The organism is Streptomyces sp. NPDC054975 (assembly GCF_053609105.1).
The window spans coordinates 102588-126517 of sequence record NZ_JBSGWV010000019.1 but is presented as its reverse complement, the minus strand read 5'-3'; the positions used below and the strand labels follow the sequence as shown (position 1 = coordinate 126517).

The 23930-nt window shown below is 71.2% G+C and carries 20 protein-coding genes and 1 tRNA gene; 17 read left to right on the top strand and 4 right to left on the bottom strand.

What is annotated here, in order from left to right; genetic code table 11:
• Positions 1 to 128: 128 nt before the first annotated feature.
• Complete coding sequence (gene murA / locus ACWF79_RS19230; RefSeq protein WP_352187417.1) at positions 129 to 1469, bottom strand: UDP-N-acetylglucosamine 1-carboxyvinyltransferase; 1341 nt, start codon at positions 1467 to 1469, stop codon at positions 129 to 131.
• A gap of 264 nt (positions 1470 to 1733) precedes the next feature.
• Here murA and ACWF79_RS19225 point away from each other — a divergent pair, with 264 nt between their 5' ends.
• From ACWF79_RS19225 to ACWF79_RS19170, 12 genes are all read left to right on the top strand, one after another.
• On the top strand, positions 1734 to 2294 hold the full coding sequence (locus ACWF79_RS19225) for a YqgE/AlgH family protein (protein ID WP_315892273.1): 561 nt from the start codon (positions 1734 to 1736) through the stop codon (positions 2292 to 2294).
• A gap of 30 nt (positions 2295 to 2324) precedes the next feature.
• Positions 2325 to 2615 (top strand): DUF3039 domain-containing protein, encoded by a 291-nt coding sequence (locus tag ACWF79_RS19220; RefSeq protein WP_318106551.1) that lies wholly within the window; start codon positions 2325 to 2327, stop codon positions 2613 to 2615.
• A gap of 266 nt (positions 2616 to 2881) precedes the next feature.
• Positions 2882 to 4225: an extracellular solute-binding protein gene (locus ACWF79_RS19215; protein ID WP_453729286.1), complete on the top strand. Its 1344-nt coding sequence runs from the start codon at positions 2882 to 2884 to the stop codon at positions 4223 to 4225.
• A 5-nt stretch (positions 4226 to 4230) separates the two neighbouring features.
• Positions 4231 to 5175, top strand: coding sequence for a carbohydrate ABC transporter permease (locus ACWF79_RS19210; protein WP_453729285.1), 945 nt, complete (start codon positions 4231 to 4233; stop codon positions 5173 to 5175).
• On the top strand, positions 5172 to 6011 hold the full coding sequence (locus tag ACWF79_RS19205) for a carbohydrate ABC transporter permease (RefSeq protein WP_453729284.1): 840 nt from the start codon (positions 5172 to 5174) through the stop codon (positions 6009 to 6011). Before ACWF79_RS19210 ends, ACWF79_RS19205 begins: the two co-directional genes overlap by 4 nt.
• Positions 6012 to 6015: 4 nt before the next feature.
• Entirely contained in the window at positions 6016 to 7641 is a 1626-nt protein-coding gene (locus ACWF79_RS19200) for a beta-N-acetylhexosaminidase (RefSeq protein WP_453729283.1), read from the top strand.
• A gap of 225 nt (positions 7642 to 7866) precedes the next feature.
• Positions 7867 to 8742 (top strand): FAD binding domain-containing protein, encoded by an 876-nt coding sequence (locus tag ACWF79_RS19195; protein WP_453729282.1) that lies wholly within the window; start codon positions 7867 to 7869, stop codon positions 8740 to 8742.
• Entirely contained in the window at positions 8739 to 10340 is a 1602-nt protein-coding gene (locus ACWF79_RS19190) for a 2Fe-2S iron-sulfur cluster-binding protein (RefSeq protein WP_453729281.1), read from the top strand. The genes ACWF79_RS19195 and ACWF79_RS19190 overlap by 4 nt, the downstream gene beginning before the upstream one ends.
• Positions 10337 to 12658 (top strand): xanthine dehydrogenase family protein molybdopterin-binding subunit, encoded by a 2322-nt coding sequence (locus tag ACWF79_RS19185; RefSeq protein ID WP_453729280.1) that lies wholly within the window; start codon positions 10337 to 10339, stop codon positions 12656 to 12658. Before ACWF79_RS19190 ends, ACWF79_RS19185 begins: the two co-directional genes overlap by 4 nt.
• A 163-nt stretch (positions 12659 to 12821) precedes the next feature.
• The gene (locus tag ACWF79_RS19180) at positions 12822 to 13286 is read left to right on the top strand and encodes a hypothetical protein (protein ID WP_453729279.1); all 465 of its coding nucleotides are present in this window, start codon (positions 12822 to 12824) and stop codon (positions 13284 to 13286) included.
• A 24-nt stretch (positions 13287 to 13310) separates the two neighbouring features.
• Positions 13311 to 15653: a DUF6571 family protein gene (locus tag ACWF79_RS19175; RefSeq protein WP_453729278.1), complete on the top strand. Its 2343-nt coding sequence runs from the start codon at positions 13311 to 13313 to the stop codon at positions 15651 to 15653.
• A 44-nt stretch (positions 15654 to 15697) separates the two neighbouring features.
• Positions 15698 to 16297 carry a hypothetical protein gene (locus tag ACWF79_RS19170; RefSeq protein WP_453729277.1) on the top strand — a complete coding sequence of 200 codons (600 nt, stop codon included), beginning with the start codon at positions 15698 to 15700 and terminating at the stop codon, positions 16295 to 16297.
• 58 nt (positions 16298 to 16355) lie between these two features.
• On the opposite strand, the gene ACWF79_RS19165 is transcribed toward ACWF79_RS19170, so the two are convergent.
• Together ACWF79_RS19165 and ACWF79_RS19160 are read right to left on the bottom strand one after the other, a co-directional pair.
• Complete coding sequence (locus ACWF79_RS19165) at positions 16356 to 16742, bottom strand: hypothetical protein (RefSeq protein ID WP_453729276.1); 387 nt, start codon at positions 16740 to 16742, stop codon at positions 16356 to 16358.
• Between the two features lie 44 nt (positions 16743 to 16786).
• Positions 16787 to 16861: transfer RNA gene (locus ACWF79_RS19160), tRNA-Cys, on the bottom strand.
• A 168-nt stretch (positions 16862 to 17029) separates the two neighbouring features.
• On the opposite strand from ACWF79_RS19160, the gene ACWF79_RS19155 reads away from it, so the two are divergent.
• From ACWF79_RS19155 to ACWF79_RS19140, 4 genes are all read left to right on the top strand, one after another.
• Positions 17030 to 18481 carry an MFS transporter gene (locus ACWF79_RS19155; RefSeq protein ID WP_453729275.1) on the top strand — a complete coding sequence of 484 codons (1452 nt, stop codon included), beginning with the start codon at positions 17030 to 17032 and terminating at the stop codon, positions 18479 to 18481.
• Between the two features lie 52 nt (positions 18482 to 18533).
• Complete coding sequence (locus tag ACWF79_RS19150) at positions 18534 to 18665, top strand: hypothetical protein (RefSeq protein WP_453729274.1); 132 nt, start codon at positions 18534 to 18536, stop codon at positions 18663 to 18665.
• Positions 18666 to 18767: 102 nt separating this feature from the next.
• Complete coding sequence (locus ACWF79_RS19145; RefSeq protein ID WP_453729273.1) at positions 18768 to 20558, top strand: DEAD/DEAH box helicase; 1791 nt, start codon at positions 18768 to 18770, stop codon at positions 20556 to 20558.
• 394 nt (positions 20559 to 20952) lie between these two features.
• The gene (locus ACWF79_RS19140; RefSeq protein ID WP_362011826.1) at positions 20953 to 21594 is read left to right on the top strand and encodes an IclR family transcriptional regulator; all 642 of its coding nucleotides are present in this window, start codon (positions 20953 to 20955) and stop codon (positions 21592 to 21594) included.
• A gap of 109 nt (positions 21595 to 21703) precedes the next feature.
• Here the strand turns inward: ACWF79_RS19140 and ACWF79_RS19135 are convergent, their stop codons facing one another.
• On the bottom strand, positions 21704 to 22669 hold the full coding sequence (locus tag ACWF79_RS19135) for an ArsR/SmtB family transcription factor (protein ID WP_453729272.1): 966 nt from the start codon (positions 22667 to 22669) through the stop codon (positions 21704 to 21706).
• 67 nt (positions 22670 to 22736) lie between these two features.
• Here ACWF79_RS19135 and ACWF79_RS19130 point away from each other — a divergent pair, with 67 nt between their 5' ends.
• On the top strand, positions 22737 to 23930 hold the full coding sequence (locus ACWF79_RS19130; RefSeq protein WP_453729271.1) for an alpha/beta hydrolase family protein: 1194 nt from the start codon (positions 22737 to 22739) through the stop codon (positions 23928 to 23930).

The following is a 23930-nucleotide window of genomic DNA, read 5'->3' as shown; positions in this document are numbered from 1 at the left end:
GCCCCCCCTTCTGCCGCCCCGTGGGGGGGCGCTCCCGGGGTTCCGCCGGGGTGGGGGGGGTGCCGCGTGGCGGCCCGGGGGGGGGCGCTGCACCCCCGCCCCCGCGGGGCCGCCGCTCCAGCGAGACGCTAGACGAGCGCGCTGCCCGGGAGCTCGACCTTCGCGCCCAGCTCGACGAGCTTCTCCATGAAGTTCTCGTAGCCGCGGTTGATCAGGTCGATGCCGTGGACCCGGGACGTGCCCTGGGCCGCGAGCGCCGCGATCAGGTACGAGAAGCCGCCGCGCAGGTCCGGGATGACCAGGTCCGCGCCCTGGAGCTTCGTCGGGCCCGACACGACCGCCGAGTGCAGGAAGTTGCGCTGGCCGAAGCGGCAGTCCGAGCCGCCCAGGCACTCGCGGTACAGCTGGATGTGCGCGCCCATCTGGTTCAGCGCGGAGGTGAAGCCGAGCCGGGACTCGTACACCGTCTCGTGGACGATGGAGAGGCCCGCGGCCTGCGTCAGGGCTACCACCAGCGGCTGCTGCCAGTCGGTCTGGAAACCGGGGTGCACGTCCGTCTCCAGGGCGATCGCGTTGAGCGAGCCGCCCGGGTGCCAGAAGCGGATGCCCTCGTCGTCGATCTCGAAGGCGCCACCCACCTTCCGGTACGTGTTGAGGAAGGTCATCATCGACCGCTGCTGCGCGCCGCGGACGTAGATGTTGCCCTCGGTCGCCAGCGCCGCCGACGCCCAGGAGGCCGCCTCCAGGCGGTCCGGGAGCGCGCGGTGCGTGTAGCCGTCGAGCTTGTCGACACCGGTGATCCGGATGGTCCGGTCGGTGTCCATGGAGATGATCGCGCCCATTTTCTGCAGGACGCAGATCAGGTCCTCGATCTCCGGCTCCACGGCCGCGTTGGAGAGCTCGGTGACGCCCTCCGCCAGGACGGCGGTCAGCAGCACCTGCTCGGTCGAGCCGACCGAGGGGTACGGCAGCCGGATCTTCGTGCCGCGCAGACGCTGCGGGGCCTCCAGGTACTGGCCGTCGGCCCGCTTCTCGATGGTCGCGCCGAACTGGCGCAGCACGTCGAAGTGGAAGTCGATCGGCCGGCCGCCGATGTCGCAGCCGCCCAGGCCCGGGATGAAGGCGTGGCCCAGGCGGTGCAGCAGCGGGCCGCAGAAGAGGATCGGGATGCGCGACGAACCGGCGTGGGCATCGATGTCGGCCACGTTGGCGGACTCGACGTGCGTCGGGTCGAGGACCAGCTCGCCCGGCTCCTCGCCGGGGCGGACGGTCACTCCGTGCAGCTGGAGGAGTCCGCGGACCACACGGACGTCACGGATGTCGGGCACATTGCGCAGTCGGCTCGGCCCGCTGCCGAGCAGGGCGGCGACCATCGCCTTGGGCACGAGGTTCTTCGCGCCGCGGACGCGGATCTCGCCCTCGAGCGGGGTTCCGCCGTGGACAAGCAGTACATCGTCTGTGCCGGTCATGAATCTCGCGTTCCGGAGAGGTCGGGCAGGGGGCCAGGGAAAAGGGTAAGGCTCGTCTACCCCCGGCTCGTAAGTCCAACGGGGCCTCCCAGATGTAATGAATTCGGCACAACACCCTCTGTTCATGTGATCTTGCGGAGCGTTACCGTCCGTTTGTGTCCGCACGAGGCCGCCGCGGCCGCCCTGAACTGCACGGCTCGCCGGTCTGTCCACAGTCCGCCCTTCGACCCCCGCGAACCCCGAAGATGCGGGATCATGTGTCGCATGACCGAGGTGTCCTCGCTCACAGGACGGCTGCTCGTCGCCACCCCCGCCCTGGCCGACCCCAACTTCGACCGCGCGGTGGTGCTCCTCCTCGACCACGACGACGAGGGCTCCCTCGGTGTGGTCCTGAACCGGCCGACGCCCGTCACGGTCGGCGACATCCTCGCCCCCTGGGCCGACCTGGCGGGCGAACCGGGCGTGGTCTTCCAGGGCGGCCCGGTCTCCCTCGACGCGGCGCTCGGTGTGGCGGTGATCCCCGGCGACGAGGGCCCGCTGGGCTGGCGCCGGGTCTTCGGCGCGATCGGTCTGGTCGACCTGGAGACCCCGCCCGAGCTCCTCGGCCCCGCGCTCGGCTCCCTGCGGATCTTCGCCGGCTACGCGGGCTGGGGCCCGGGCCAGCTGGAGACGGAGCTGGGCGACGGCGCCTGGTACGTGGTGGAGTCCGAACCCGGCGACGTCTCCTCCCCGCGCCCCGAAACCCTCTGGCGCGAGGTCCTGCGCCGCCAGCGGAGCGACCTCGCGATGGTGGCGACGTACCCGGACGACCCTTCGCTCAACTGACCCGCCCGGTCTTCGTTACCCTTGGGTCCCATGAGCACTCTCGAGCCCGAGCGCGGGGCAGGTACGGGAACCCTCGTCGAGCCGACGCCGCAGGTGTCCCATGGTGACGGCGACCACGAGCGCTACGCCCACTACGTCCAGAAGGACAAGATCATGGCGAGCGCCCTCGACGGCACTCCCGTGGTGGCGCTGTGCGGGAAGGTCTGGGTTCCGGGGCGTGACCCCAAGAAGTACCCGGTCTGCCCGATGTGCAAGGAGATCTACGAATCCATGGGCGCCGGTGGTGGCGACAAGGACAAGGGCGGCAAGGACAAGAAGTAGGACGGTCCTGGGAGGCGGTCCTCCGGGACGGGTCTCGCTGTCGGGACGGCCCCCGGCGCGCGCACTTCGGTGCGTGTGCCGGGGGCCGTCCGCGTGTCCGGGGGTCATGTGCGGTGGTGGGGCGGCGCGTTGCACGGGATGCGTCGGCCGGTCACAGAGTGGTTGAGACCACTTGTCCGTGAGTTGGTCCGCCCCTAACCTCACGCGTGTTGTGCAGCACGAAACGCCCGTTGCGTATGTTGCAACACTCTCGGAGGGGATCCGCCATGAAGCTTCCTGCCCTCCCCCAAGCTCTCGGCTTCGCTCGAGCAGGGGGGACCCCCATCGCCGCCACCGTCACCGCCCTCGTCCTCGCCGGCCTCACCGCCACCGCCTGCGCCCCGCAGACCTCCGACGGCAAGGCCGCGACCGACGAGAAGACCGGCACCCTGCGCGTCTGGCTCTTCCAGGAGGTCGACAACGCGCCCAAGAAGAAGGTGGTCGACGACGCCGTCGCCGCCTTCGAGCAGCGCAACAAGGGCGCGAAGGTGGAGATCGAGTACATCCCCGTCGAGACCCGCGCCCAGCGCGTCAAGGCCGCCTTCAACGACCCGAAGTCCGCGCCCGACCTCATCGAGTACGGCAACACCGACACCGCCGGCTACGTCAAGGACGGTGGACTCGCCGATATCAGCGCCGAGTTCGGCGCCTGGGACGAGGCCAAGGACACCGACGCCACCGCCAAGGCCTCCGTCACCGTGGACGGCAAGATCTACGGCGCGCCCCTCTTCGTCGGCGTCCGCGCGCTCTACTACCGCACCGACGTCTTCAAGGACCTCGGCCTCTCCGCCCCCAAGACCCAGGCCGAACTGATCTCCACGGCGAAGAAGGTCCACAAGGAGCGGCCCGACCTGTACGGCCTGGCCGTCGGCGGCGCCTACACCTACGGCGCCATGCCGTTCATCTGGGCCAACGGCGGCGAACTCGCCACCCAGGAAGGCGCGTCGTACACCTCCGCCATCAACAGCGAGGCCGCCCGCAAGGGCATCACCGCCTACACCTCCCTCTTCGGCGACGACAACTGCCCCGCCGCCAAGTGCGCCCAGATGGGCGGCAACGCCACCGTCACCGCCTTCGCCTCCGGCAAGGCCGCCATGGCCATCGGCGGAGACTTCAGCCACGCCGCCGTCGAAGCCGGCGCCGTCAAGGGCAAGTACGCCGTCGTCCCGCTGCCCGGCCTGACCCCCGGCTCCATCGCTCCAGCCTTCGCGGGCGGCAACAACATCGGTCTGATGAAGAGCAGTTCGCACCGCACCCTCGCCGTCGACCTGATGAAGTCCCTCACCGGCAAGGAGACGCAGGGCAAGCTCTTCGACGCGATGGGCTTCCTGCCGACCTACACCGACGTCCGGGCGCAGGCGGCGCGGAAGGAGCCGTTCGTGAAGCCCTTCATCGACACGCTCGGCGCCGGCGCCAAGTTCGTCCCCGCGTCCCCCGGCTGGGGCCAGATCGACGCCTCGCTCGTCCTGCCGACGATGTTCCAGGAGATCGTCAGCGGCCGTAAGGACGTGAAGTCGGCCTCCGACGAGGCCGCGAAGAAGATGGACGCGGCGTTCGCGGCCGCGGGCTGACCGGCATGACGCTGACCACCGCCCCCGCCAAGAGCCCGGCGGCGGCGCCCGTCGTCCGCCCCCGGGCCTCCCGCGGCCGCTCCGGCCGGACGCCCTGGCTCTATCTGCTCCCCGCCCTCGTCGTCCTCGGCGGGCTCCTCGTCTACCCCATCTACCAGCTGGGGCTCATCTCCTTCCTGGAGTACACCCAGGCCCAGGTCAGCGGCGGCGAGCCGACCTCCTTCCAGGGCTTCGGCAACTACGCGGCCCTCTTCTCCGACCCGCAGTTCTGGCAGGTCCTCCTCGCCACGGTCCTCTTCGCCGCCGCCTGCGTCGTCACCACCCTCGCGGTCGGCTGCGCGCTCGCGGTCCTCCTGACCCGCGTACGGGCCCTGCCCCGCCTCGCGCTCATGCTCGCCGCCCTCGGCGCCTGGGCAACCCCCGCCGTCACCGGCTCCACGGTCTGGGTCTTCCTCTTCGACCCCGACCTCGGCCCCGTCAACCGGCTGCTCGGGCTCGGCGACTTCTCCTGGACGTACGGGCGCTACAGCGCCTTCGCCCTCGTCCTCCTCGAGGTCGTCTGGTGCTCGTTCCCGTTCGTGATGGTCACCGTCTACGCGGGCATCAAGGCCATCCCGTCGGAGGTCCTGGAGGCCGCCGCCCTGGACGGCGCCTCGCAGTGGCGGATCTGGCGCTCGGTCACGGCGCCGATGCTCCGGCCGATCCTGGTCGTCGTCACGATCCAGTCGATCATCTGGGACTTCAAGGTCTTCACCCAGATCTACGTCATGACGGGCGGCGGCGGCATCGCCGGGCAGAACCTCGTCCTCAACGTGTACGCGTACCAGAAGGCCTTCGCCTCCTCCCAGTACAGCCTGGGCTCGGCGATCGGCGTCGTCATGCTGCTGATCCTGCTGGCCGTGACGCTCGTGTACCTCCGTCTGCTGCGCCGCCAGGGAGAAGAACTGTGAGCACCGTGCGCATCCGGCGGCCCGGACGCCTCGCGGCCGAGGCCACCGCCCTCCTCGTCGCGGCAGTCGTCGCCTTCCCGCTGTACTGGATGGTCCTCTCGGCCTTCAAACCGGCCGGCGAGATCCAGTCGGCCGAGCCGCGGCCGTGGACCCTCTCCCCGTCCCTGGACTCCTTCCGCCGCGTCTTCGAACAGCAGGACTTCGGCCGGTACTTCGTCAACTCGCTGATCGTCGCCTGCACGGTGGTCCTCGCCTCCGCGCTCATCGCCTTCCTGGCGGCCACCGCGGTCACCCGGTTCCGCTTCCGCTTCCGGACGACGCTCCTGATCATGTTCCTCGTCGCCCAGATGGTGCCGATCGAGGCGCTGACCATCCCGCTCTTCTTCCTGATGCGGGACGCCGGCCAGCTCAACACGCTGGGCTCGCTGATCCTGCCGCACATCGCCTTCTCGCTGCCGTTCGCGATCTGGATGCTGCGTGGCTTCGTCAAGGCGGTGCCTCAGGCGCTGGAGGAGCAGGCGGCGATCGACGGCGCGAGCCGCACCCGCTTCCTGTGGCAGATCCTCTTCCCGCTGGTCTTCCCGGGCCTGGTGGCGACCAGCGTCTTCTCGTTCATCTCGACCTGGAACGACTTCCTGTTCGCGAAGTCGTTCATCATCAGCGACACCTCGCAGTCGACCCTCCCGATGGCGCTGCTCGTCTTCTTCAAGCCGGACGAGAACGACTGGGGAGGCATCATGGCCGGATCGACCGTGATGACCATCCCGGTGCTCGTCTTCTTCGTACTCGTACAGCGCCGCCTGGTCTCCGGACTGGGCGGGGCGGTGAAGGACTGACGTCATGCCCGACAAGGACCTCATCCCCGCGCCCTCGCACGTCGAGGGCCCGTACAGCGACGAGCACCTCCTCGACGGCCGTACGTCCCTCACGGCCGGCCCCGGCACCGGCTCCACCGAGCGGTGGCTGCGCGCCACCCTCGGGGCCGCCTTCGGGCTGCCGCTGCCGCCCGCACCGGAGGGCACACCCGGCGCTCTGTCCCTGCGCGTCGACGCCACCCTCGGCCCGGAGGCGTACCGGCTGACCGTGCGGGCCGACACCGGCGTCGAGATCGTGGGCGGCGATCCGGCCGGGGTCTTCTGGGGAGCACAGACGCTGCGTCAACTGCTCGGCCCGGACGCCTTCCGGAAGGCGCCCGGCAACGGCACGACCGCGTCCGTGAGCGCCCAGGTCGTCACCGACGCCCCCCGCTTCCGGTGGCGCGGGCTCATGCTCGACGTGGCGCGGCACTTCATGCCCAAGGACGACGTCCTGCGCCAGCTCGACCTCCTCGCCGCGCACAAGCTCAACGTCTTCCACCTCCACCTCACCGACGACCAGGGCTGGCGCGTCGAGATCAAGCGCCACCCCTGCCTCACCGAGGTCGGTGCCTGGCGGGCCCGTACGAAATGGGGGCACCGGGCCTCGCCACTCTGGAACGACACGCCGCACGGCGGGTTCTACACCCAGGACGACATCCGCGAGATCGTCGCGTACGCCGCCGAGCGGCACATCACCGTCGTCCCCGAGATCGACGTCCCCGGCCACTCGCAGGCCGCGATCGCCGCCTACCCCGAACTCGGCAACACCGACGTCGTCGACACGAGCGCGCTCACCGTCTGGGACACCTGGGGCGTCAACCCGAACGTCCTCGCCCCCACCGACACCACCCTCCGCTTCTACGAGGGCGTCTTCGAGGAGATCCTCGACCTCTTCCCGTCCACCTTCGTCCACGTCGGCGGCGACGAGTGCCCCAAGGACCAGTGGAAGCAGTCCCCGACGGCCCAGGCCCGCATCAAGGAGCTGGGCCTCGCCGACGAGCACGAGCTCCAGTCCTGGTTCATCCGCCACTTCGACCGCTGGCTCGCCGACCGGGGCCGCCGCCTCATCGGCTGGGACGAGATCCTGGAGGGCGGCCTCGCGCCCGGGGCCGCCGTCTCCTCCTGGCGGGGGTACGCCGGTGGTGTCACCGCCGCCGAGGCGGGCCACGACGTCGTCATGTGCCCCGAGCAGCAGGTGTACCTGGACCACCGTCAGGCGCCGGGCGAGGACGAGCCGATGCCCATCGGGTTCGTCCGGACTTTGGAGGACGTCTACCGCTTCGAGCCCGTGCCGCCCGGCCTGAGCCCCGAGGCCGCCGCCCACGTCCTGGGCACCCAGGCCAACGTGTGGACCGAGGTCATGGAGAACCGCTCCCGCGTCGACTACCAGGTCTTCCCACGCCTCGCCGCCTTCGCCGAGGTCGCCTGGTCCGCCCTCCCCGCACCGGGCGAGCGGGACTTCGCGGCCTTCGAGCGCCGGATGACCGCCCACTACGCCCGCCTGGACGCCCTCGGCGTCGACTACCGGCCGCCCACCGGACCGCTGCCCTGGCAGCAGCGCCCCGGGGTCGCCGGCCGGCCCATCGAGGGGGCGCCCCCGAACGTGTGAGGCACCTCGCGTCCCCACGTCACCCAAGAGCGGCAAAACGGAAGTTACCGTCTCCGGTAGGGCTTCCTGGACGGAACCGTCCTTCGCGGACCCTCGCGTCGGACGGCTCGGAAGATGTGCCAGAGTTGCCACGTCCAGCCTGTGAGCACGTACGGTACGGCCACACAGGCGCGACAGCCGGGGACGAGTCGGGGACCGCCGGGGACACCGGGAAGGGGCAGCGGGTTGACCACGCACGCACCACAGACGGCGCAGTCCGTGACGCTGCCGGCCTCGCTCGACGAGGCCGTGGCGGCACTCACCGCCATGCCCGCCGCCGTACCGGTCGCGGGCGGCACGGACCTGATGGCCGCCGTCAACAGGGGCCAGCTCAGGCCGGCCGGACTGGTCGGCCTCGGCCGGATCAACGAGATCCGCGGCTGGCAGTACCAGGACGGCCACGCCCTCCTCGGCGCCGGTCTCACCCACGCCCGGATGGGCCGCCCCGACTTCGCGGCCCTCATCCCCGCCCTCGCGGCCGCCGCGCGTGCGGCCGGGCCGCCCCAGATCCGTAACGCGGGCACCCTCGGCGGCAACGTCGTCACCGCGGCGCCCACGGGCGACTCGCTGCCCGTCCTGGCGGCCCTGGAGGCCGACCTCGTCGTCCTGGGCCCGCTCGGCACGCGCGAGATCCCGGTCTCCCATCTGCTGGCCGGCCGCGACCTGCTGGCCCCCGGCGAGCTGGTCACGTTCGTCCGCGTACCCCTGCTGCACGCCCCCCAGGTCTTCCTCAAGGCCACCGGCCGCACCGGCCCGGCCCGCGCCACCGCCTCCGTCGCGGTCGTCCTCGACCCGGCGCGGCGCGGAGTGCGCTGCGCCGTCGGCGCGATCGCCCCGATGCCGCTGCGGCCCCTGGAGGCCGAGCACTGGATCGCCTCGCTGGTGGACTGGGACGGCGACCGCGGGCTCGCCCCGGAGGCGCTGACGGCCTTCGGCGAGTACGTGGCGGCGGCCTGCATCCCGGACCCGCCGGGCGACGAGCAGCTGCCACCGGCCGTACTGCACCTGCGGCGCACGGTCGCCGCGCTGGCTCGACGTGCACTGGGGAGGGCGCTGTCGTGAGCAACGAGCACCATGACCAGGGGCAGGGGAGCGGCTGGGAGCCGATCCCCCAGAGCGAGGGGTACGACGGCGACGCCACGGCGTTCGTGCACCTGCCGCCCGAGTTCATGCTCGACGGCGTCCCGCTGGAGGCCCCGGGCCACGGCTACGTACCGCCGATGATCGTCCCGCTGACACCGCTCACCCCGGCCGCCGGGACGGACCCGTCGGCGACGGGCCAGTGGGTGGCGCAGCCGCCGCCGGCGGCGGACCAGCCGACCGAGCAGGAACCACAGGCGTACGAGGCGCAGGCGCACGACCCGCACGCGCACGGGGGGCAGGCCCACGGCGGGCAGGTTCACGACCCGCAGTCGCACGAGGTGCAGGCCCACGACGCGCATGCCCACGACGCGCATGCCCACGACACGCATGCCCACGGCGGTCAGGCGCACGACCCGCAGTCCCTCGAGGCGCAGGCGTACGACGCGCAGGCGCGTGACGCGCATGCCCACGACCCGCACGCGACGGGTGAGTGGACGTTCGCGGAGGCCGGGGAGCCCGATCCGCACGCGACCGGTCAGTGGGACTTCCCCGCGACGCCGGAGACGGCCGACCCCGCGGCGACCGGTCAGTGGACGATCCCGGTGGTGACGGAGGGCGCCGACGCGTCCGACGACTCGGGCGAGTACACGACGTCGATGCTGGCCCAGTACGCGAGCAGCGCTCCGGCGACGCTGCCGGGCGGCGCACCGGCGCCCTGGGCGGTCCAGGAGCCCGCGGCCGAGGCGGAGCCCGAGGGCGGCGAGCCGACGGAGGCCACGGCGGGGGAGGCCGACGCCGGGGACGTCGACGCCGGGGAGGCCGGGGTGGCGGAGGTCGCTCCGCCCGTCCCGCAGGCGCATTCGGCCCTGGACGCGCTGTCCGCGTCGCCGGACTACGTGGCGCCCGAGGCGCAGGCTCCCGAGGAGGCCCCTGAGGCTCAGGGCCCCGAGGAGGCCCCTGACGCCGAGGCGCCCGATGAGGTGCTCGCGGCCTCCGTCTCCACGGGCAGCAGCGCCGACAGCGACGAGCATCCGCACATCTCGTACGTCCTGCGGGTGAACGGCGCGGACCGTCCCGTGACGGACTCCTGGATCGGCGAGTCGCTGCTCTACGTCCTGCGGGAGCGGCTCGGCCTGGCCGGTGCCAAGGACGGCTGCTCGCAGGGTGAGTGCGGCGCGTGCAACGTCCAGGTCGACGGCCGGCTCGTCGCCTCCTGCCTGGTGCCCGCGGCGACGGCGGCCGGCAGTGAGGTGCGTACGGTCGAGGGCCTGGCCACCGACGGCGAGCCGTCGGACGTGCAGCGCGCCCTGGCCCGCTGCGGGGCCGTCCAGTGCGGCTACTGCGTACCGGGCATGGCCATGACCGTCCACGACCTGCTGGAGGGGAACCACGCTCCCACCGAGCTGGAGACCCGCCAGGCGCTCTGCGGCAACCTCTGCCGGTGCTCGGGCTACCGGGGTGTGCTCGACGCCGTGCGCGAGGTCGTCGCCGAGCGCGAGGCGCACGCGGCCGCGTCGGCCGACGAGGCGCGCATCCCGCACCAGATTCCCCACCCGCACGACGGAGGCATGGCGTGAGCAGCGACGCGACTACCGCCGTCCCCGACTCCACGGCGCTCGAGACCCTGGAGCCGGAGCAGGCGCCCCACGGTTTGGGCACCTCCCTCCCGTCGGCCGACGCACGGGCGAAGGCCGAAGGCACGTTCCCGTACGCCTCCGACCTGTGGGCCGAGGGTCTGCTGTGGGCGGCGATCCTGCGCTCGCCGCACCCGCACGCCCGGATCGTGTCGATCGACACGAGCGCGGCGGCGGACATGCCGGGCGTACGGGCCGTGGTGACGCACGCCGACGTGCCGGGGGAGGCGACGTACGGCAGGACGGTCGCCGACCGTCCGGTCTTCGCCTCCGACCTGGTCCGCCACCACGGTGAGGCGATCGCGGCGGTGGCCGCGGACCACCCGGACACGGCGCGGCTCGCGGCGGCGGCGATCGCGGTCGAGTACGAGGTCCTTGAGCCGGTCACGGACCCGGAGAAGGCCTTCGCGGCCGAGGCGCTGCACCCGGACGGGAACCTGATCCGCCACATCCCGCTGCGGTTCGGCGACGCGGAGGCCACGGGCGAGGTCGTGGTCGAGGGCCTGTACCGGATCGGCCGCCAGGACCCGGCCCCCATCGGCGCGGAGGCCGGCCTGGCCGTGCCGCGGCCCGACGGCGGGGTCGAGATCTACACGGCCTCCACCGACCCGCACACCGACCGGGACCTGGCGGCGGCCTGCTTCGGCCTGGCGCCCGAGCAGGTCAAGGTGGTCGTGACGGGCGTGCCGGGGGCGACCGGCGACCGTGAGGACCCGGGCTTCCAGATTCCCCTGGGCCTCCTTGCCCTCCGCACGGGCTGCCCGGTCAAGCTCACGGCGACGCGCGAGGAGTCCTTCCTCGGCCACGCCCACCGCCACCCGACACTGCTGCGCTACCGCCACCACGCGGACACGGAGGGCCGGTTGGTGAAGGTGGAGGCGCAGATCCTGCTGGACGCGGGCGCGTACGCCGACGCGTCCTCGGAGTCGCTGGCGGCGGCCGTCTCGTTCGCCTGCGGCCCGTACGTCGTCCCGCACGCCTTCATCGAGGGATGGGCGGTCCGTACGAACAACCCGCCGTCCGGCCATGTGCGGGGCGAGGGCGCGATGCAGGTGTGCGCGGCGTACGAGGCGCAGATGGACAAGCTGGCGGCGAAGCTGGGCGTGGACCCGGTCGACGTACGGCTGCGGAACGTCCTGGCGACGGGGGACATCCTCCCGACGGGCCAGACGGTGACGTGCCCGGCCCCGGTGGCGGAACTCCTCACGGCCGTCCGCGACTTCCCCCTCCCCTCCCTCCCCATGGACACCCCGGAGGAGGACTGGCTGCTGCCGGGCGGACCGGAGGGCTCGGGCGAACCGGGCGCGGTACGCCGGGGCGTGGGCTACGCGCTCGGCATGGTCCACATGCTCGGCGCGGAGGGCGCGGACGAGGTCTCGACGGCGACGGTGAAGGTCCAGGACGGCGTGGCGACGGTCATCTGCGCGGCCGTCGACACGGGTTCGGGCTTCGCGACGCTGGCGCGCCAGATCGTCCAGGAGACGCTGGGCCTGGAGGAAGTCCACGTCGCCTCGGTGGACACCGACCAGCCGCCGGCGGGCGCGGCGACGCACGGCCGGCACACGTGGGTGTCGGGCGGAGCGGTGGAACGCGCGGCCAAGATGGTCCGCACGCAACTGCTCCAACCCCTGGCGCACAAGTTCGGCATGTCGACGGAGCTGCTCCAGATCACGGACGGCAAGATCACGTCGTACGACGGTGTCCTGTCGACCACGGTCACGGAGGCGATGGACGGCAAGGAACTGTGGGCCACGGCCCAGTGCCGCCCCCACCCGACGGAGCCCCTGGACGACTCGGGCCAGGGCGACGCGTTCGTGGGGCTCGCCTTCTGCGCGATCCGCGCGGTGGTGGACGTGGACATCGAGCTGGGCTCGATCCGCGTGGTGGAGATGGCGGTCGCGCAGGACGTGGGCCGGGTGTTGAACCCCGCCCAACTGGCGGCCCGCATCGAAGCAGGCGTGACGCAGGGCGTGGGCGCGGCCCTCACGGAGAACCTCCGCACGACCCGCGGCCTCCTCCGCCACCCGGACCTGACGGGCTACGCCCTTCCGACGGCCCTGGACGCCCCCGACATCCGCCTGGTGAAACTCGTCGAGGAACGCGACGTGGTCGCCCCCTTCGGCGCAAAGCCCGCCAGCGCGGTCCCGGTCGTCACCTCCCCGGCAGCAGTGGCCTCCGCGGTCCGCGCAGCCACAGGCCGCCCCATCAACCGCCTCCCGATCCGGCCGCAGGCGGCGGTGGGAGCGGCACCGACGGCGTGACGGCGTGACGGCGATCGCCTTGCGGCAGTGAACCCGCGGGCGACCGCTCGAAGCGCGCTGATCCGGCCATGATCGTCATCTGGCCGGGCCTGAGTCGGCGTTCCCGGAACTAGGATGTTCCCCCCTTGGCGAGCAAACTTGCTCGGGCGAACTCGGGAAGCCGATGAACATCGATGAACACGGGGGATTCGTGTCGTTCGACGAGGAATGGGCTCAGGCCCGAAGCGCGGTAGCGGCCCGGCACCAGGCGGCGGCCGAGATGCGGCTCAACAGCCTCCCCGCAGACCGTTCCGGTGAGGGCGGCGCGGCCGACTACAAGGTGACCTCACCCGACCTCAAGGCGATCGGGAACGAGGCCCAGGAGCTCTTCCACTGGTTCGAGCGGGACGCGTTCCACGCCGGGGCCAAAACCGACGTGGCGGGCACGAGTCTCGACGCGGACGGCTTCCAGACAGGTTCGGCGTTGTGGACCGTATGGGACAGCTGGTGTTCCCAGGCGGAGACCCTCCTCAGCGCCTGCGCGCACATCCACAACCATCTCGAGGACACCGTGATCACCCACGCGAACCACGAGGAGGTTCTGGCGACGAACTTCTCGATCGCGTTGATCGACAAGCACTTCAACTGAGCGGCAAGTCGACGGGGAGCGCAGATGCTGAAGTTCGACCAGATTCTTCACGCCCGGCTGGGGAGTCTCAAAGAAGCGGTCACGGACTGGTCGGAGACGGTGACCAAGCTGGAGAAGACCAAGGAGAAGGCCGAGAACGGCCTGCGGCGGAAGGCAGAGAAGGCCAACTGGGCCGGGGAGAACGCCGGCGTCACGCAGACGTTCGTCAAGAAGACCGCCAAGGAGTTCGGCGACGCCCTGACCTCGGCGACGAGCCTCCGCAACATCCTGCGAGACGCGCACACTGAGTTCCAGGCCGCGAAGAGCGAGCTGGAGAGGCTGGTCGAGCAGGCGCCCGGAAAGGGAATCCGTATCGATCAGGACGGCGTGGTCAGCTATCTGATCCACCCCGACCGGCGGGCGAAGGACTATGACGGACCGAAGCCCGAGCAGGCCGACTTCGAGACGATGCGGGCCGCGATCAAGGCGGCAGTGGAGCGGGCGAACGAAGCCGACGACGTGGCGGCCCGCGCTCTGCGGTCGCTCGTCGGCAAGGACAAGAACAACTTCTCCGGGACCAGCTACGAGTCCTTGAAGGCGGCGTCCAATGCGCAGGACGCGGAGGACGCGAAGACCGCCTATCAGCTGTACAAGAAGGGCGACGACGCCTCGCCAGCGGATATCGATCAGCTCAACGCGCTCTTCAAGGCCAATCAGGACGACCCGTTCTTCGCCGAGCGGTTCGCCCTTGAGGTCGGCCCGAGGGGCAGCATGGAGTACTGGGCCGACATGGGCGACCCGAGCGACGGTTCACGCCTCGGCGTCGACCACCGGGACAAGTTGAAGGAGCTCCAGAAGAACTGGAGCCTGACGATCGCCTCGGCCACCCACTCCCCTAGCCCCGAGATGGAGCAGTGGAAGGCCGACGTCATCAAAGCGGGCGCCGAACCCGTCCAGACGCGTGCCACGAGCCCGTACGGCTTCCAGGTGATGAGCAACCTGATGCGGGTCGGAGACTTCGACGACAAGTTCCTGCGGGACTACGGGAACGGGCTCGTCGCCACCGAGCGGAAAATGACCCACGACGGCAGGCTGGGGGCTGACCGGGTGTGGGCGCAGTCGCTCGGGATGCCGAGCCACCTGAACTGGCAGGGCGGCGGCGCAGGGCAGGATCCGATGGTCGGCTTCATGGAGGCCCTCGGCCACAACCCCAAAGCCTCGACGGAGTTCTTCAACAGCGACATCGACGTGACGCCCGAGGACCCCAAGGACGACAAGAAGCTCAACGCCTTCGACTACTTCTCCAAGGACCGCAAGTGGCCCGATGAGCTGAACGACAAGGGCGACATGTCCAAGGAGCCGGGCTACAACGCCCTCGGCCACGCCCTGGAGGCGGCCACGACCGGCCACCCGTACGACGCGGATCCCCGAGGGCTCAAGGACGTCCGCACCGTCGAGAACGCCGAAGTCATGCAGAAGGTCGTCGAGCGGTACGGCGAGGACCCGAAGTACATGCACCAACAGCCGGGTCTCGACGACAGCCTGGGGAAGATGGGCGCGGCCTATATCGACGAGCTGAACCGCTCTCTGGAGCAGGAGAACGAGACGTCGATGCAGGAGATGCCGGACTCCCCGTTCGGAGCAGCCAACGACGCGAAGGGCGAGCCGCGGTTCGGCGACACCTTCAGTTCGGAACTGCTGTTCAACCGGGCGGACGCCATTGGTTTTCTTGGCACGGTGGCTCAGAGCGAGACAGGGCACGCCCAACTCTCTGCGGCCCAGACCATCTACACCACGAGCGTCCTGGACGAAGCAGCTCCCAAGCCTGGCTCAGGGCCGGCTCGGGACCTGGACCTCACCGATGCCAAGACGGCACTGCGCATCGGTGCCGAGACGCATTCCATCTTCGGCGCGGCGCGGATGGGGCAGATCGACCAGGAGTACGCGCTGGAATCCGACGAGCATAAAAAGGCAGTCGGCCGGACCACCGAGTGGGTCAAGTTCGGAGTGGGAGCGGCCGCCGCGGGCGGCGTCGTTGCCCTGACCGGCGGCGCGGGGGGTGTCCTCGTGCCCCTCGCGGCGGAGACCGTGGGCGGTGCTGTGGTCACCTTCATCGGTATGGAGGCCGACGACATCGCGGAGAAGTACGAGGAGGACGAGCTCCTCAAGAAGAAGTCGGACGACCTGAAGGACGAGGCGCTCAGAACCGGCAAGGACAACGCGTTGATGCCCGGCCAGGCATATGCCCGGACTCCCGGCTGGAGCAGAGAGGACGCCAATTTCCTGGAGGAAGAACTGACCAAGTACGTCAAGGACAGTCGAGGGCACGTCAGGGACGATTCGTTGCCCGACCCTTATGACAGCAAGAAGTCGGGCAAGGTGACGTGAGAAGGACTCGGCGAAGGCTCTGGCTGCCCGTAGCGGTCGTTCTGGTGGTGACGGCAGCATGTTCCGGCGGCAATGATGCGGACAAGATCCAGGGCGAGGCACCGGCGGAAGTGTGTGGCGGCTTCGCCGGGCGACCCTTCGTTGCGGCGGCGTTGGAGGCGATCGCAGGAAAAGACGTCGCGTTGACGAGCAGCGAAGCCGGTCTCGAGAGGGTCGTCAGAGACCTCAAGGCTGCCGGCCAGACGGCGCAGTCCGGCAAGTCCCGGACGAAGGGCATCCCGTTCTGCACGTTGGAGACGACCAAGGACGAGAAGAACGTCCTGTCCATCACCTTCCGTGAGGCGCTCGCCCTTCCGAGGGGCCGAACCAACACGGACGGGTCAACCGGCTACGCCACGGGTGAACGAGCCACGTCGTCCGACTCTTTTGCCTCGATCTACTTCGCTTGTCGGATGGAGCCGCCGGCTCACGAGATCGTCGTCGTCGCCGAGCTCGAGCGCTCGGACGAGAACGAAGCCGACCACCAGGGCCTCCGGGATGACCAGATCACTCTGGCCAACGCCGCCGCAAGCGATGTGGCCGAAGCGCTGGGCTGCCAGAACACCGGACTGGCGACCGGAGTGCCGGCGAAAGCCGTCGGCTAGCAGGGTCGACGATCAGCATCCCTGACGTCCTGGCTCTGACGCTTCGTCCGTCAGTCGGTCACCCGTCCTCGGTCGGGCGTGGGACGCCGACGAGGGACAGGGCGAGGATCGAGGCGCGGGTGATCAGGGCTGCCAGGAGGATGGTGGTCACGCCGGTCACCTCGAAGGGGGCGATCTTGCTGCCCAGCCAGGACAGGAGCCACCAGATCAGGGCGTCCTGGACGAAGCCTGCCGCTGCGAAGGCCAGAAGCGGGAGGGCGGGGACCTGGGCCGACGGGCCGATGAAGATGAGTTGGGTGAGGACGGCGATCACCACGCCCGCGATCACCACGGAGAGGATCGCGTCCGCCGTGTCCGCGCCCAGGGTGATGCCCGGCAGCAGGGCGCCGGAGAGACCGGCTCCGATCATCGCGCCCAGTCGGCGTCTCTTGCCGGTGTCAGTCATGCGACGGACTCTGGCATACCCCCGACGTGCCTGTGAAGATCCTATGGAGGCCGTGATCGGAATCGAACCGACGTAACTCGCTTTGCAGGCGAGTCCCTGAGCCACTCGGGTACACGGCCGTGTGGGGTACGGATACGACCGTAGGGCGGGGGTCGGGGGCGCTCAAGGGTTTGCTCGGGCGTGCAACATGACTGACATGGGGCGTTCATGGTCGTACGCCGAAGGGACCAGGACGGACCCGACTCCAGACAGGGGTCATCCAGGGGTACGCCACTTACTCTGGGGACATGAGTGCCCTCGAACCCCGTGACTCCGACGTCGCGCCGAAGACCCCTACCGCCGCCCCCGTGGGCGGCGGGTCCGTGCTCGATCGGGAGCATCGGGCGCTCAGTGTCGGGATCGTCTCCGTCGTGCTGCTGATCGCCTTCGAGGCGACCGCCGTCGGGACCGCCATGCCGGTCGCGGCGCGCGAGCTGAACGGCATCCCGCTGTACGCCTTCGCCTTCTCCGCGTACTTCACCACCAGCCTCTTCGCCATGGTCCTGTCCGGGCAGTGGTCCGACCGCAGCGGGCCCCTCGCGCCGCTCACCGCCGGCATCAGCTCCTTCGCCGCCGGACTGCTGCTCTCCGGGACCGCCGGCACGATGTGGCTGTTCATCCTCGGGCGGGCCGTGCAGGGGCTCGGGGGTGGGCTGGTGATCGTCGCGTTGTACGTCGTCGTCAGCCGCGCGTACTCCGAGCAGCTACGGCCCGCGATCATGGCCGCCTTCGCCGCGAGCTGGGTCGTCCCCTCCGTCGTCGGGCCGCTCGCCTCCGGGACCATCACCGAGCACCTGGGGTGGCGGTGGGTCTTCGTGGGGATTCCGGTGTTGGTCGTCTTTCCGCTTGCCCTTGCTCTGCCGGCCATCCGCCGAACCGCCTCCGGGCCCGCCGATCCCGGCGCGCCCCTCCCTCCGTACGACCGGCGGCGCATACGGCTCGCTCTCGGTATCTCCGCCGGCGCCGGTCTCCTCCAGTTCGCCGGGCAGGAGCTGCGCTGGCTCTCGCTGCTCCCGGCGGCCGTGGGCGCCGCGCTGCTCGTGCCCGCCGCGCTCGGGCTGCTGCCGCGCGGGACCTACCGGGCTGCCCGTGGGCTGCCGTCCGTGGTGCTGCTGCGGGGGATCGCGGCGGGGTCCTTCATCGCCGCCGAATCCTTCGTACCGCTCATGCTCGTCACCCAGCGCGGCCTGAGCCCCACGCTCGCGGGCCTCTCGCTCGCCGTCGGTGGCGCGACCTGGGCGCTCGGCTCCTGGGTTCAGGCCCGGCCGTGGACGGAGCCGTACCGGGAGCGGCTCGTGGTCGTCGGGATGCTGCTCGTCGCGGCCGCGATCGCCGCCGCGCCGAGCGTCCTGATCCCCTGGGTGCCCGCCTGGATCGTCGCCTGCGCCTGGGCCTGGGGTTGTCTGGGGATGGGCCTGGTCATCTCCTCCACCAGTGTGCTGCTGCTCAAGCTCTCGGCGCCGGAGGAGGCCGGCGCGAACTCGGCGGCCCTGCAGATCTCGGACGGGCTGTCCAACGTGCTGCTGCTCGCGGCGGGCGGGGCGGCGTTCGCCGCGTTGGGCGGAGGAGAGGTGGGGCATGCGGTGACCACGACGACGGCCGCGCACCCGGCCGCCTTCGCCGCCGTCTTCCTGCCGATGGCGGGGGTGGCGCTGGTGGGGGCGTGGGTCGCCACGCGGCTGGGGGAGCGGAGTAGGTAGTACCACTCTGTCGCGGCTGGGGGAGCGGGGTAGGTAGTGCCGCCCTGTCCCCGTGGCCGTACAGCCACGCCCCGACCCCGAGGCTGCTCAGCGCCTGGTCAGCGCCGTGACGGCGGGTGAGCTGGCCGAAGTGGAGGCGATCTCCGGGGCGCTGCGCGAGCCGAGCCTCCCCGACGTGAGCTGAGTCGCACCCGCCCGACCCCCGGGGCGTTCGTACGAGGTTCCGGTCGGGCCGCCGGTAAGGTGGCCCGGTTGTCATATCTGGACGAGCGTCGAACCGGAGACCGTGACTACCACCGCCACCTCCTCCCATCACCTCTCTCCCGCCTTCCCCGGCCGGGCCCCCTGGGGCACCGCCAACAAGCTGCGTGCCTGGCAGCAGGGGGCGATGGAGAAGTACATCCAGGAGCAGCCCCGTGACTTCCTCGCGGTCGCGACACCCGGCGCCGGAAAGACCACCTTCGCGCTGACCCTCGCGTCCTGGCTGCTGCACCACCATGTCGTGCAGCAGGTCACGGTCGTCGCGCCCACCGAGCACCTGAAGAAGCAGTGGGCCGCCGCCGCCGCGCGGATAGGGATCAAGCTCGACCCCGACTACAGCGCCGGGCCGCTCAGCAAGGAGTACCACGGCGTCGCCATCACCTATGCCGGTGTCGGCGTGCGCCCCATGCTCCACCGCAACCGGTGCGAGCAGCGCAAGACCCTCGTCATCCTCGACGAGATCCACCACGCCGGTGACTCCAAGTCCTGGGGCGAGGCCTGCCTGGAGGCCTTCGACCCGGCGACCCGCCGCCTCGCGCTGACCGGTACGCCCTTCCGGTCCGACACCAACCCCATCCCCTTCGTCACGTACGAGGAGGGGAACGACGGCATCCGGCGGTCGTCCGCGGACTATACGTACGGCTATGGGAACGCCCTGGGCGACGGCGTCGTCCGGCCCGTCATCTTCCTCTCCTACAGCGGCAACATGCGCTGGCGCACCAAGGCCGGTGACGAGATCGCCGCCCGCCTCGGCGAGCCCATGACCAAGGACGCCATCTCGCAGGCCTGGCGTACCGCCCTCGACCCGCGCGGCGACTGGATGCCGAACGTCCTGCGCGCCGCCGACCAGCGGCTCACCGAGGTCAGGAAGGGCATCCCCGACGCCGGCGGGCTCGTCATCGCCTCCGACCAGGACTCCGCCCGCGCCTACGCCAAGCTGATCCGCGAGATCACCGGCACCAAGGCCACCGTCGTCCTCTCCGACGAGGCCGCCGCCTCGAAGCGGATCGACGAGTTCAGCGAGAACAACGACCGCTGGATGGTCGCCGTCCGCATGGTGTCCGAGGGCGTCGACGTCCCCCGCCTGGCCGTGGGTGTCTACGCGACGACCATCTCGACTCCTCTCTTCTTCGCCCAGGCCGTCGGACGTTTCGTACGTTCGCGCAGGCGCGGCGAGACCGCGTCGGTGTTCCTTCCCACCATCCCCAACCTCCTCGGCTTCGCCAACGAGATGGAGGTCGAGCGCGACCACGTCCTCGACAAGCCGAAGAAGGACGGCGAGGAGGACCCGTACGCCGAGTCCGAGAAGGAGATGGCGGAGGCCGAGAAGCAGCAGGACGAGGACACCGGCGAGCAGGACATGCTGCCCTTCGAGGCGCTGGAGTCCGACGCCGTCTTCGACCGCGTGCTCTACGACGGCGCCGAGTTCGGCATGCAGGCGCACCCGGGCAGCGAGGAGGAGCAGGACTACCTCGGCATCCCCGGCCTCCTCGAACCCGACCAGGTCCAGCTCCTCCTCCAGAAGCGGCAGGCCCGGCAGATCGCGCACAGCCGCAAGAAGCCGGACACCGAGGCGGATCTGCTGGAGCTGCCGGCGGAGCGGCGGCCCGTCGTTTCCCACAAGGAGCTCCTTGAGCTGAGGAAACAGCTCAACACGATGGTCGGTGCGTACGTTCACCAGAGCGGCAAGCCGCACGGCGTCATCCACACCGAGCTACGTCGGGTGTGCGGCGGCCCGCCGAGCGCGGAGGCCACGGCCGGGCAGATCCGCGAGCGGATCAAGAAGGTGCAGGAGTGGGCCACGCGGATGCGGTGAGGTGGGGCCGGTGAGGTGGGTTCGGTGAGGTGGGCCGCCTGAGGTCGGTCTCGTGAGGGCCGGTGCTTTTCATCCCTTGCTACGACGGCCCCGGCTGGCCTGAATCAGTCGAAAGACAAAGCCGATCTTGTCCGCAGAAGTCCTCCGACGCGCCGACTTACGACCCGAACCGGCACTATCGGGGCGCACGCGCCCGGATTCTGGACGAGGTCTTCCGCTGAGCGGAGTGGCTCGCTAATGTCCCGGCACATGCAACCGCCCCGTGGCAGCGCCGCCGCGGAGCGCAGCCGGTGCGCATGGCCTGCCGGCGGCCTCTGACGTGCGTCGCCGCGGGACCGGCGCCGCAGCTCTCGTTTGAAGGTCCGCCGTCACTCACTCCGAAGGAGAGGGCGTCGTGACCGCGGAAACCTCCCAGACGCTCGACCGGGGCCTCAGGGTCCTCAAGCTGCTCGCCGACACCGACCACGGCCTGACCGTCACCGAGTTGTCCAACCGACTCGGGGTCAACAGGACCGTCGTCTACCGTCTGCTCGCCACACTCGAACAGCACGCGCTCGTCCGACGGGACCTGGGCGGTCGCGCCCGAGTGGGCCTCGGCGTGCTGCGGCTGGGCCGCCAGGTCCATCCGCTGGTACGGGAGGCAGCGCTGCCCGCGCTGCGTTCGCTGGCCGAGGACATAGGCGCCACCGCCCATCTGACCCTGGTCGACGGTGCGGAGGCGCTGGCGGTCGCCGTCGTCGAACCGACCTGGACGGACTACCACGTGGCCTACCGCGCCGGTTTCCGCCACCCGCTGGACCGGGGCGCGGCAGGCCGCGCCATCCTCGCCGCCCGGCAGGGCAACCTGATCGAGCCCGGGTTCACCCTGACCCACGGCGAACTTGAGGCAGGCGCCAGCGGCGCGGCGGCCCCGCTGGTCGGCATCACCGGCATCGAGGGCAGCGTCGGCGTCGTCATGCTCGCGGACGCCGTCCCGGAGCGTGTCGGCCCGAGGGTCGTGGACGCGGCCAGGGAAGTGGCGGACGCCCTGCGCTAGGGCGTGCGGAGGTTTACGGGACCCCAGTGCGCCGACCCTGGTTCCGGGCCCGACTTGCCCGCCCCCGGCACCGGCCTCTTCTGTCGTGACCACCCGTTCCCGCAACAGGTCAGGTGCCGCCCACCAACATCGTCCCCAGTGCCGTCCTTCGGTGTTCCACCGAGCGGCCCGACCGGGCCGTCGTGATCAGGCCCGCGCCGCGGAGGGCCGCGGTGTGGGACGAGGTTGTCGCGTTGCTGATGCCCAGGCGCCGGGCCAGGGTCGTCGTCGTGTGGGGGGTTGAGAGGGCGCGGAGGAGTTCGAGGCGCGTGCGGCCCAGGACCGCCGCCAGGGAGTCGTCCGTGCCGGGGGAGACGTCGGGGGTGAGCGGCAGGCCCGGGCCCGCCGCGTACGTCACCACCACCGGGCGGTCCGGGAGGTCCTGGACCAGAGGGTGGCCCGTCCAGTGGAAGGTCGGGAGGAGGAGCAGGCCTCGGCCGGTGAGCGCGATCTCCCGCTCACCCTCGGCGGCCGGCGCCGGCCACTCCCACACGCCGTTCCGTAGCCGCGTGCCCGGGACCAGGGCCGGCAGGGCCGCGCCGATCCCGTGTTCGGCGACCGTCAGAGCCTGCCGGGTGAACTCCGCCCGGTGCAGGTCCTGCACCAGGGGCCACACCGGTGCGACGACCGTCTCGAACGCCGCCCGCTGCGCGCGGCGCAGCACCCCCCGGGCGCCCGGCTCGCCCGCGTGGAGCTCGCGGACCCAGCGCGGGGAGCCCCGGCCCGCGTACACCCGTTCCAGTTCCGCCCGCACGAGCTCCGCCCGTGCCGCTTCCACCAGGTCCAGGCCCTCCGCCACCGTCTCGCCGAGGACGTCGAGGAAGCGCGGGGGATCGCCCGCCGGAACCAGGTCGGCGAGGGGGGCCACCGCGTCCGGCAGGGAACGCAGCACCCGTCGTCGCCAGCGGCCGAAGAGCAGCTCGTCGCCCCCGCCGAACATCATCATGAAGGCCGCGTTCAGCTCCTGGACCGGCGCCGGCCGGGTGGCGAAGCGCACCCGGGCGAAGTCCTCCGCCGCGAAACGGATCCGGATCACCACGCAAGCCTTTCGATCATGGCCTTAAGGTTCGTGCGAGAGCCCTGTCCGGCGCCAGCCTCTGCGTATGAAATCTCCCGCGACAACTCCGCCGACGGCTCCCGCGACGACTCGCCTCATTCGACGACGCGTCGTCCACCAAGCCGGTCTCCTCGCCGCCGTCCTCGCCTTCGCGCCTACCGACGCCCACGCCTTCGCGCCCGCCGCGCTCCGGCTGCCCGCGCCCACCGGCCCGTACCGGATCGGCGCCACCACCCTCCACCTGGTCGATCCCTCCCGTAACGACCCGTGGGACCCCGCGATCGGGATACGGGAGGTCATGGTCACCGTGCTCCACCCCGCCCGCACCGTCCGCGGCTTTCCCCGCGCGCCCCAGCTGACCCCGGACGCCGCCGAGCTCTTCGCCCTCCTCGGCCCCGAGATCCACCCCGGGCTGCCCCGCGCCGGCGTCGACTGGGCGGCCACGCCCACCCACACCCACCCGGGCGCCCCCGTCGCGCCCGGCCGACGGCCGGTGCTCCTCTACAGTCCCGGCGGCGGCGAGGCCCGCACCATGGGTACGTCGCTCGCCGAGGAGCTGGCGAGCCACGGCTGGATCGTCGTGACCGTCGACCACCCGGGTGACGCCAGTCAGGTGGAGTTCCCCAGCGCGCGGCCGACGCGCCCGCAGGTGCGCCCCACCGTCCTCCTCGGCCCGCCCGACGCCGAGCAGTTCCGCACCATGATCGACACCCGGCTCGCCGACCTCCGCTTCGTCCTCGACCGGCTCGAAGCCCTGGAGGGGCCTCTCGGCCGCGCCCTCGACCTCGGGCGGGTCGGGATCTACGGGCACTCGGCCGGAGGGACCGCAGCCGCCCAGGCGCTGTACGACGACGGGCGCGTCGCCGCCGCCGTCAACCTGGAGGGGTACCTGGACCAGGCCGACGGCACGCTCCTCCCCGTGGCCCGGGACGGCGTCGACCGGCCGTTGCTGCTGCTCGGGACCGACGGCTTCCGTGACGCCCGGCTCGACCGCTCCTGGAGCGCACTCCTCGCCCACCCCGGTGGCCGTACCCGACGGCGTCAGCTCGACGACGCCGACCACCTGGTCTTCACGGACTACGCCGCCCTCGTGCCGCAGCTCCAGGCCGCCGGGCTGGTGACCGCCGCCGACCGGGTCCGGCTCGTCGGCGCGATCGAGCCCGGCGTCGCCGTGCGGGCCGTGCGCCGTCAGGTGCGGTCGTTCTTCGGCCGTCGGCTGCCGGTCGGGGCCGACCAGTAG

Coding starts and splice junctions, on each gene's coding strand:
- ACWF79_RS19130 (WP_453729271.1), top strand. CDS start 22,737: ATGAAATCTCCCGCGACAACTCCGCCGACGGCTCCCGCGACGACTCGC.
- murA (WP_352187417.1), bottom strand. CDS start 1,469: ATGACCGGCACAGACGATGTACTGCTTGTCCACGGCGGAACCCCGCTC.
- ACWF79_RS19210 (WP_453729285.1), top strand. CDS start 4,231: ATGACGCTGACCACCGCCCCCGCCAAGAGCCCGGCGGCGGCGCCCGTC.
- ACWF79_RS19215 (WP_453729286.1), top strand. CDS start 2,882: ATGAAGCTTCCTGCCCTCCCCCAAGCTCTCGGCTTCGCTCGAGCAGGG.
- ACWF79_RS19225 (WP_315892273.1), top strand. CDS start 1,734: ATGACCGAGGTGTCCTCGCTCACAGGACGGCTGCTCGTCGCCACCCCC.
- ACWF79_RS19200 (WP_453729283.1), top strand. CDS start 6,016: ATGCCCGACAAGGACCTCATCCCCGCGCCCTCGCACGTCGAGGGCCCG.
- ACWF79_RS19155 (WP_453729275.1), top strand. CDS start 17,030: ATGAGTGCCCTCGAACCCCGTGACTCCGACGTCGCGCCGAAGACCCCT.
- ACWF79_RS19180 (WP_453729279.1), top strand. CDS start 12,822: ATGAACATCGATGAACACGGGGGATTCGTGTCGTTCGACGAGGAATGG.
- ACWF79_RS19220 (WP_318106551.1), top strand. CDS start 2,325: ATGAGCACTCTCGAGCCCGAGCGCGGGGCAGGTACGGGAACCCTCGTC.
- ACWF79_RS19165 (WP_453729276.1), bottom strand. CDS start 16,742: ATGACTGACACCGGCAAGAGACGCCGACTGGGCGCGATGATCGGAGCC.
- ACWF79_RS19175 (WP_453729278.1), top strand. CDS start 13,311: ATGCTGAAGTTCGACCAGATTCTTCACGCCCGGCTGGGGAGTCTCAAA.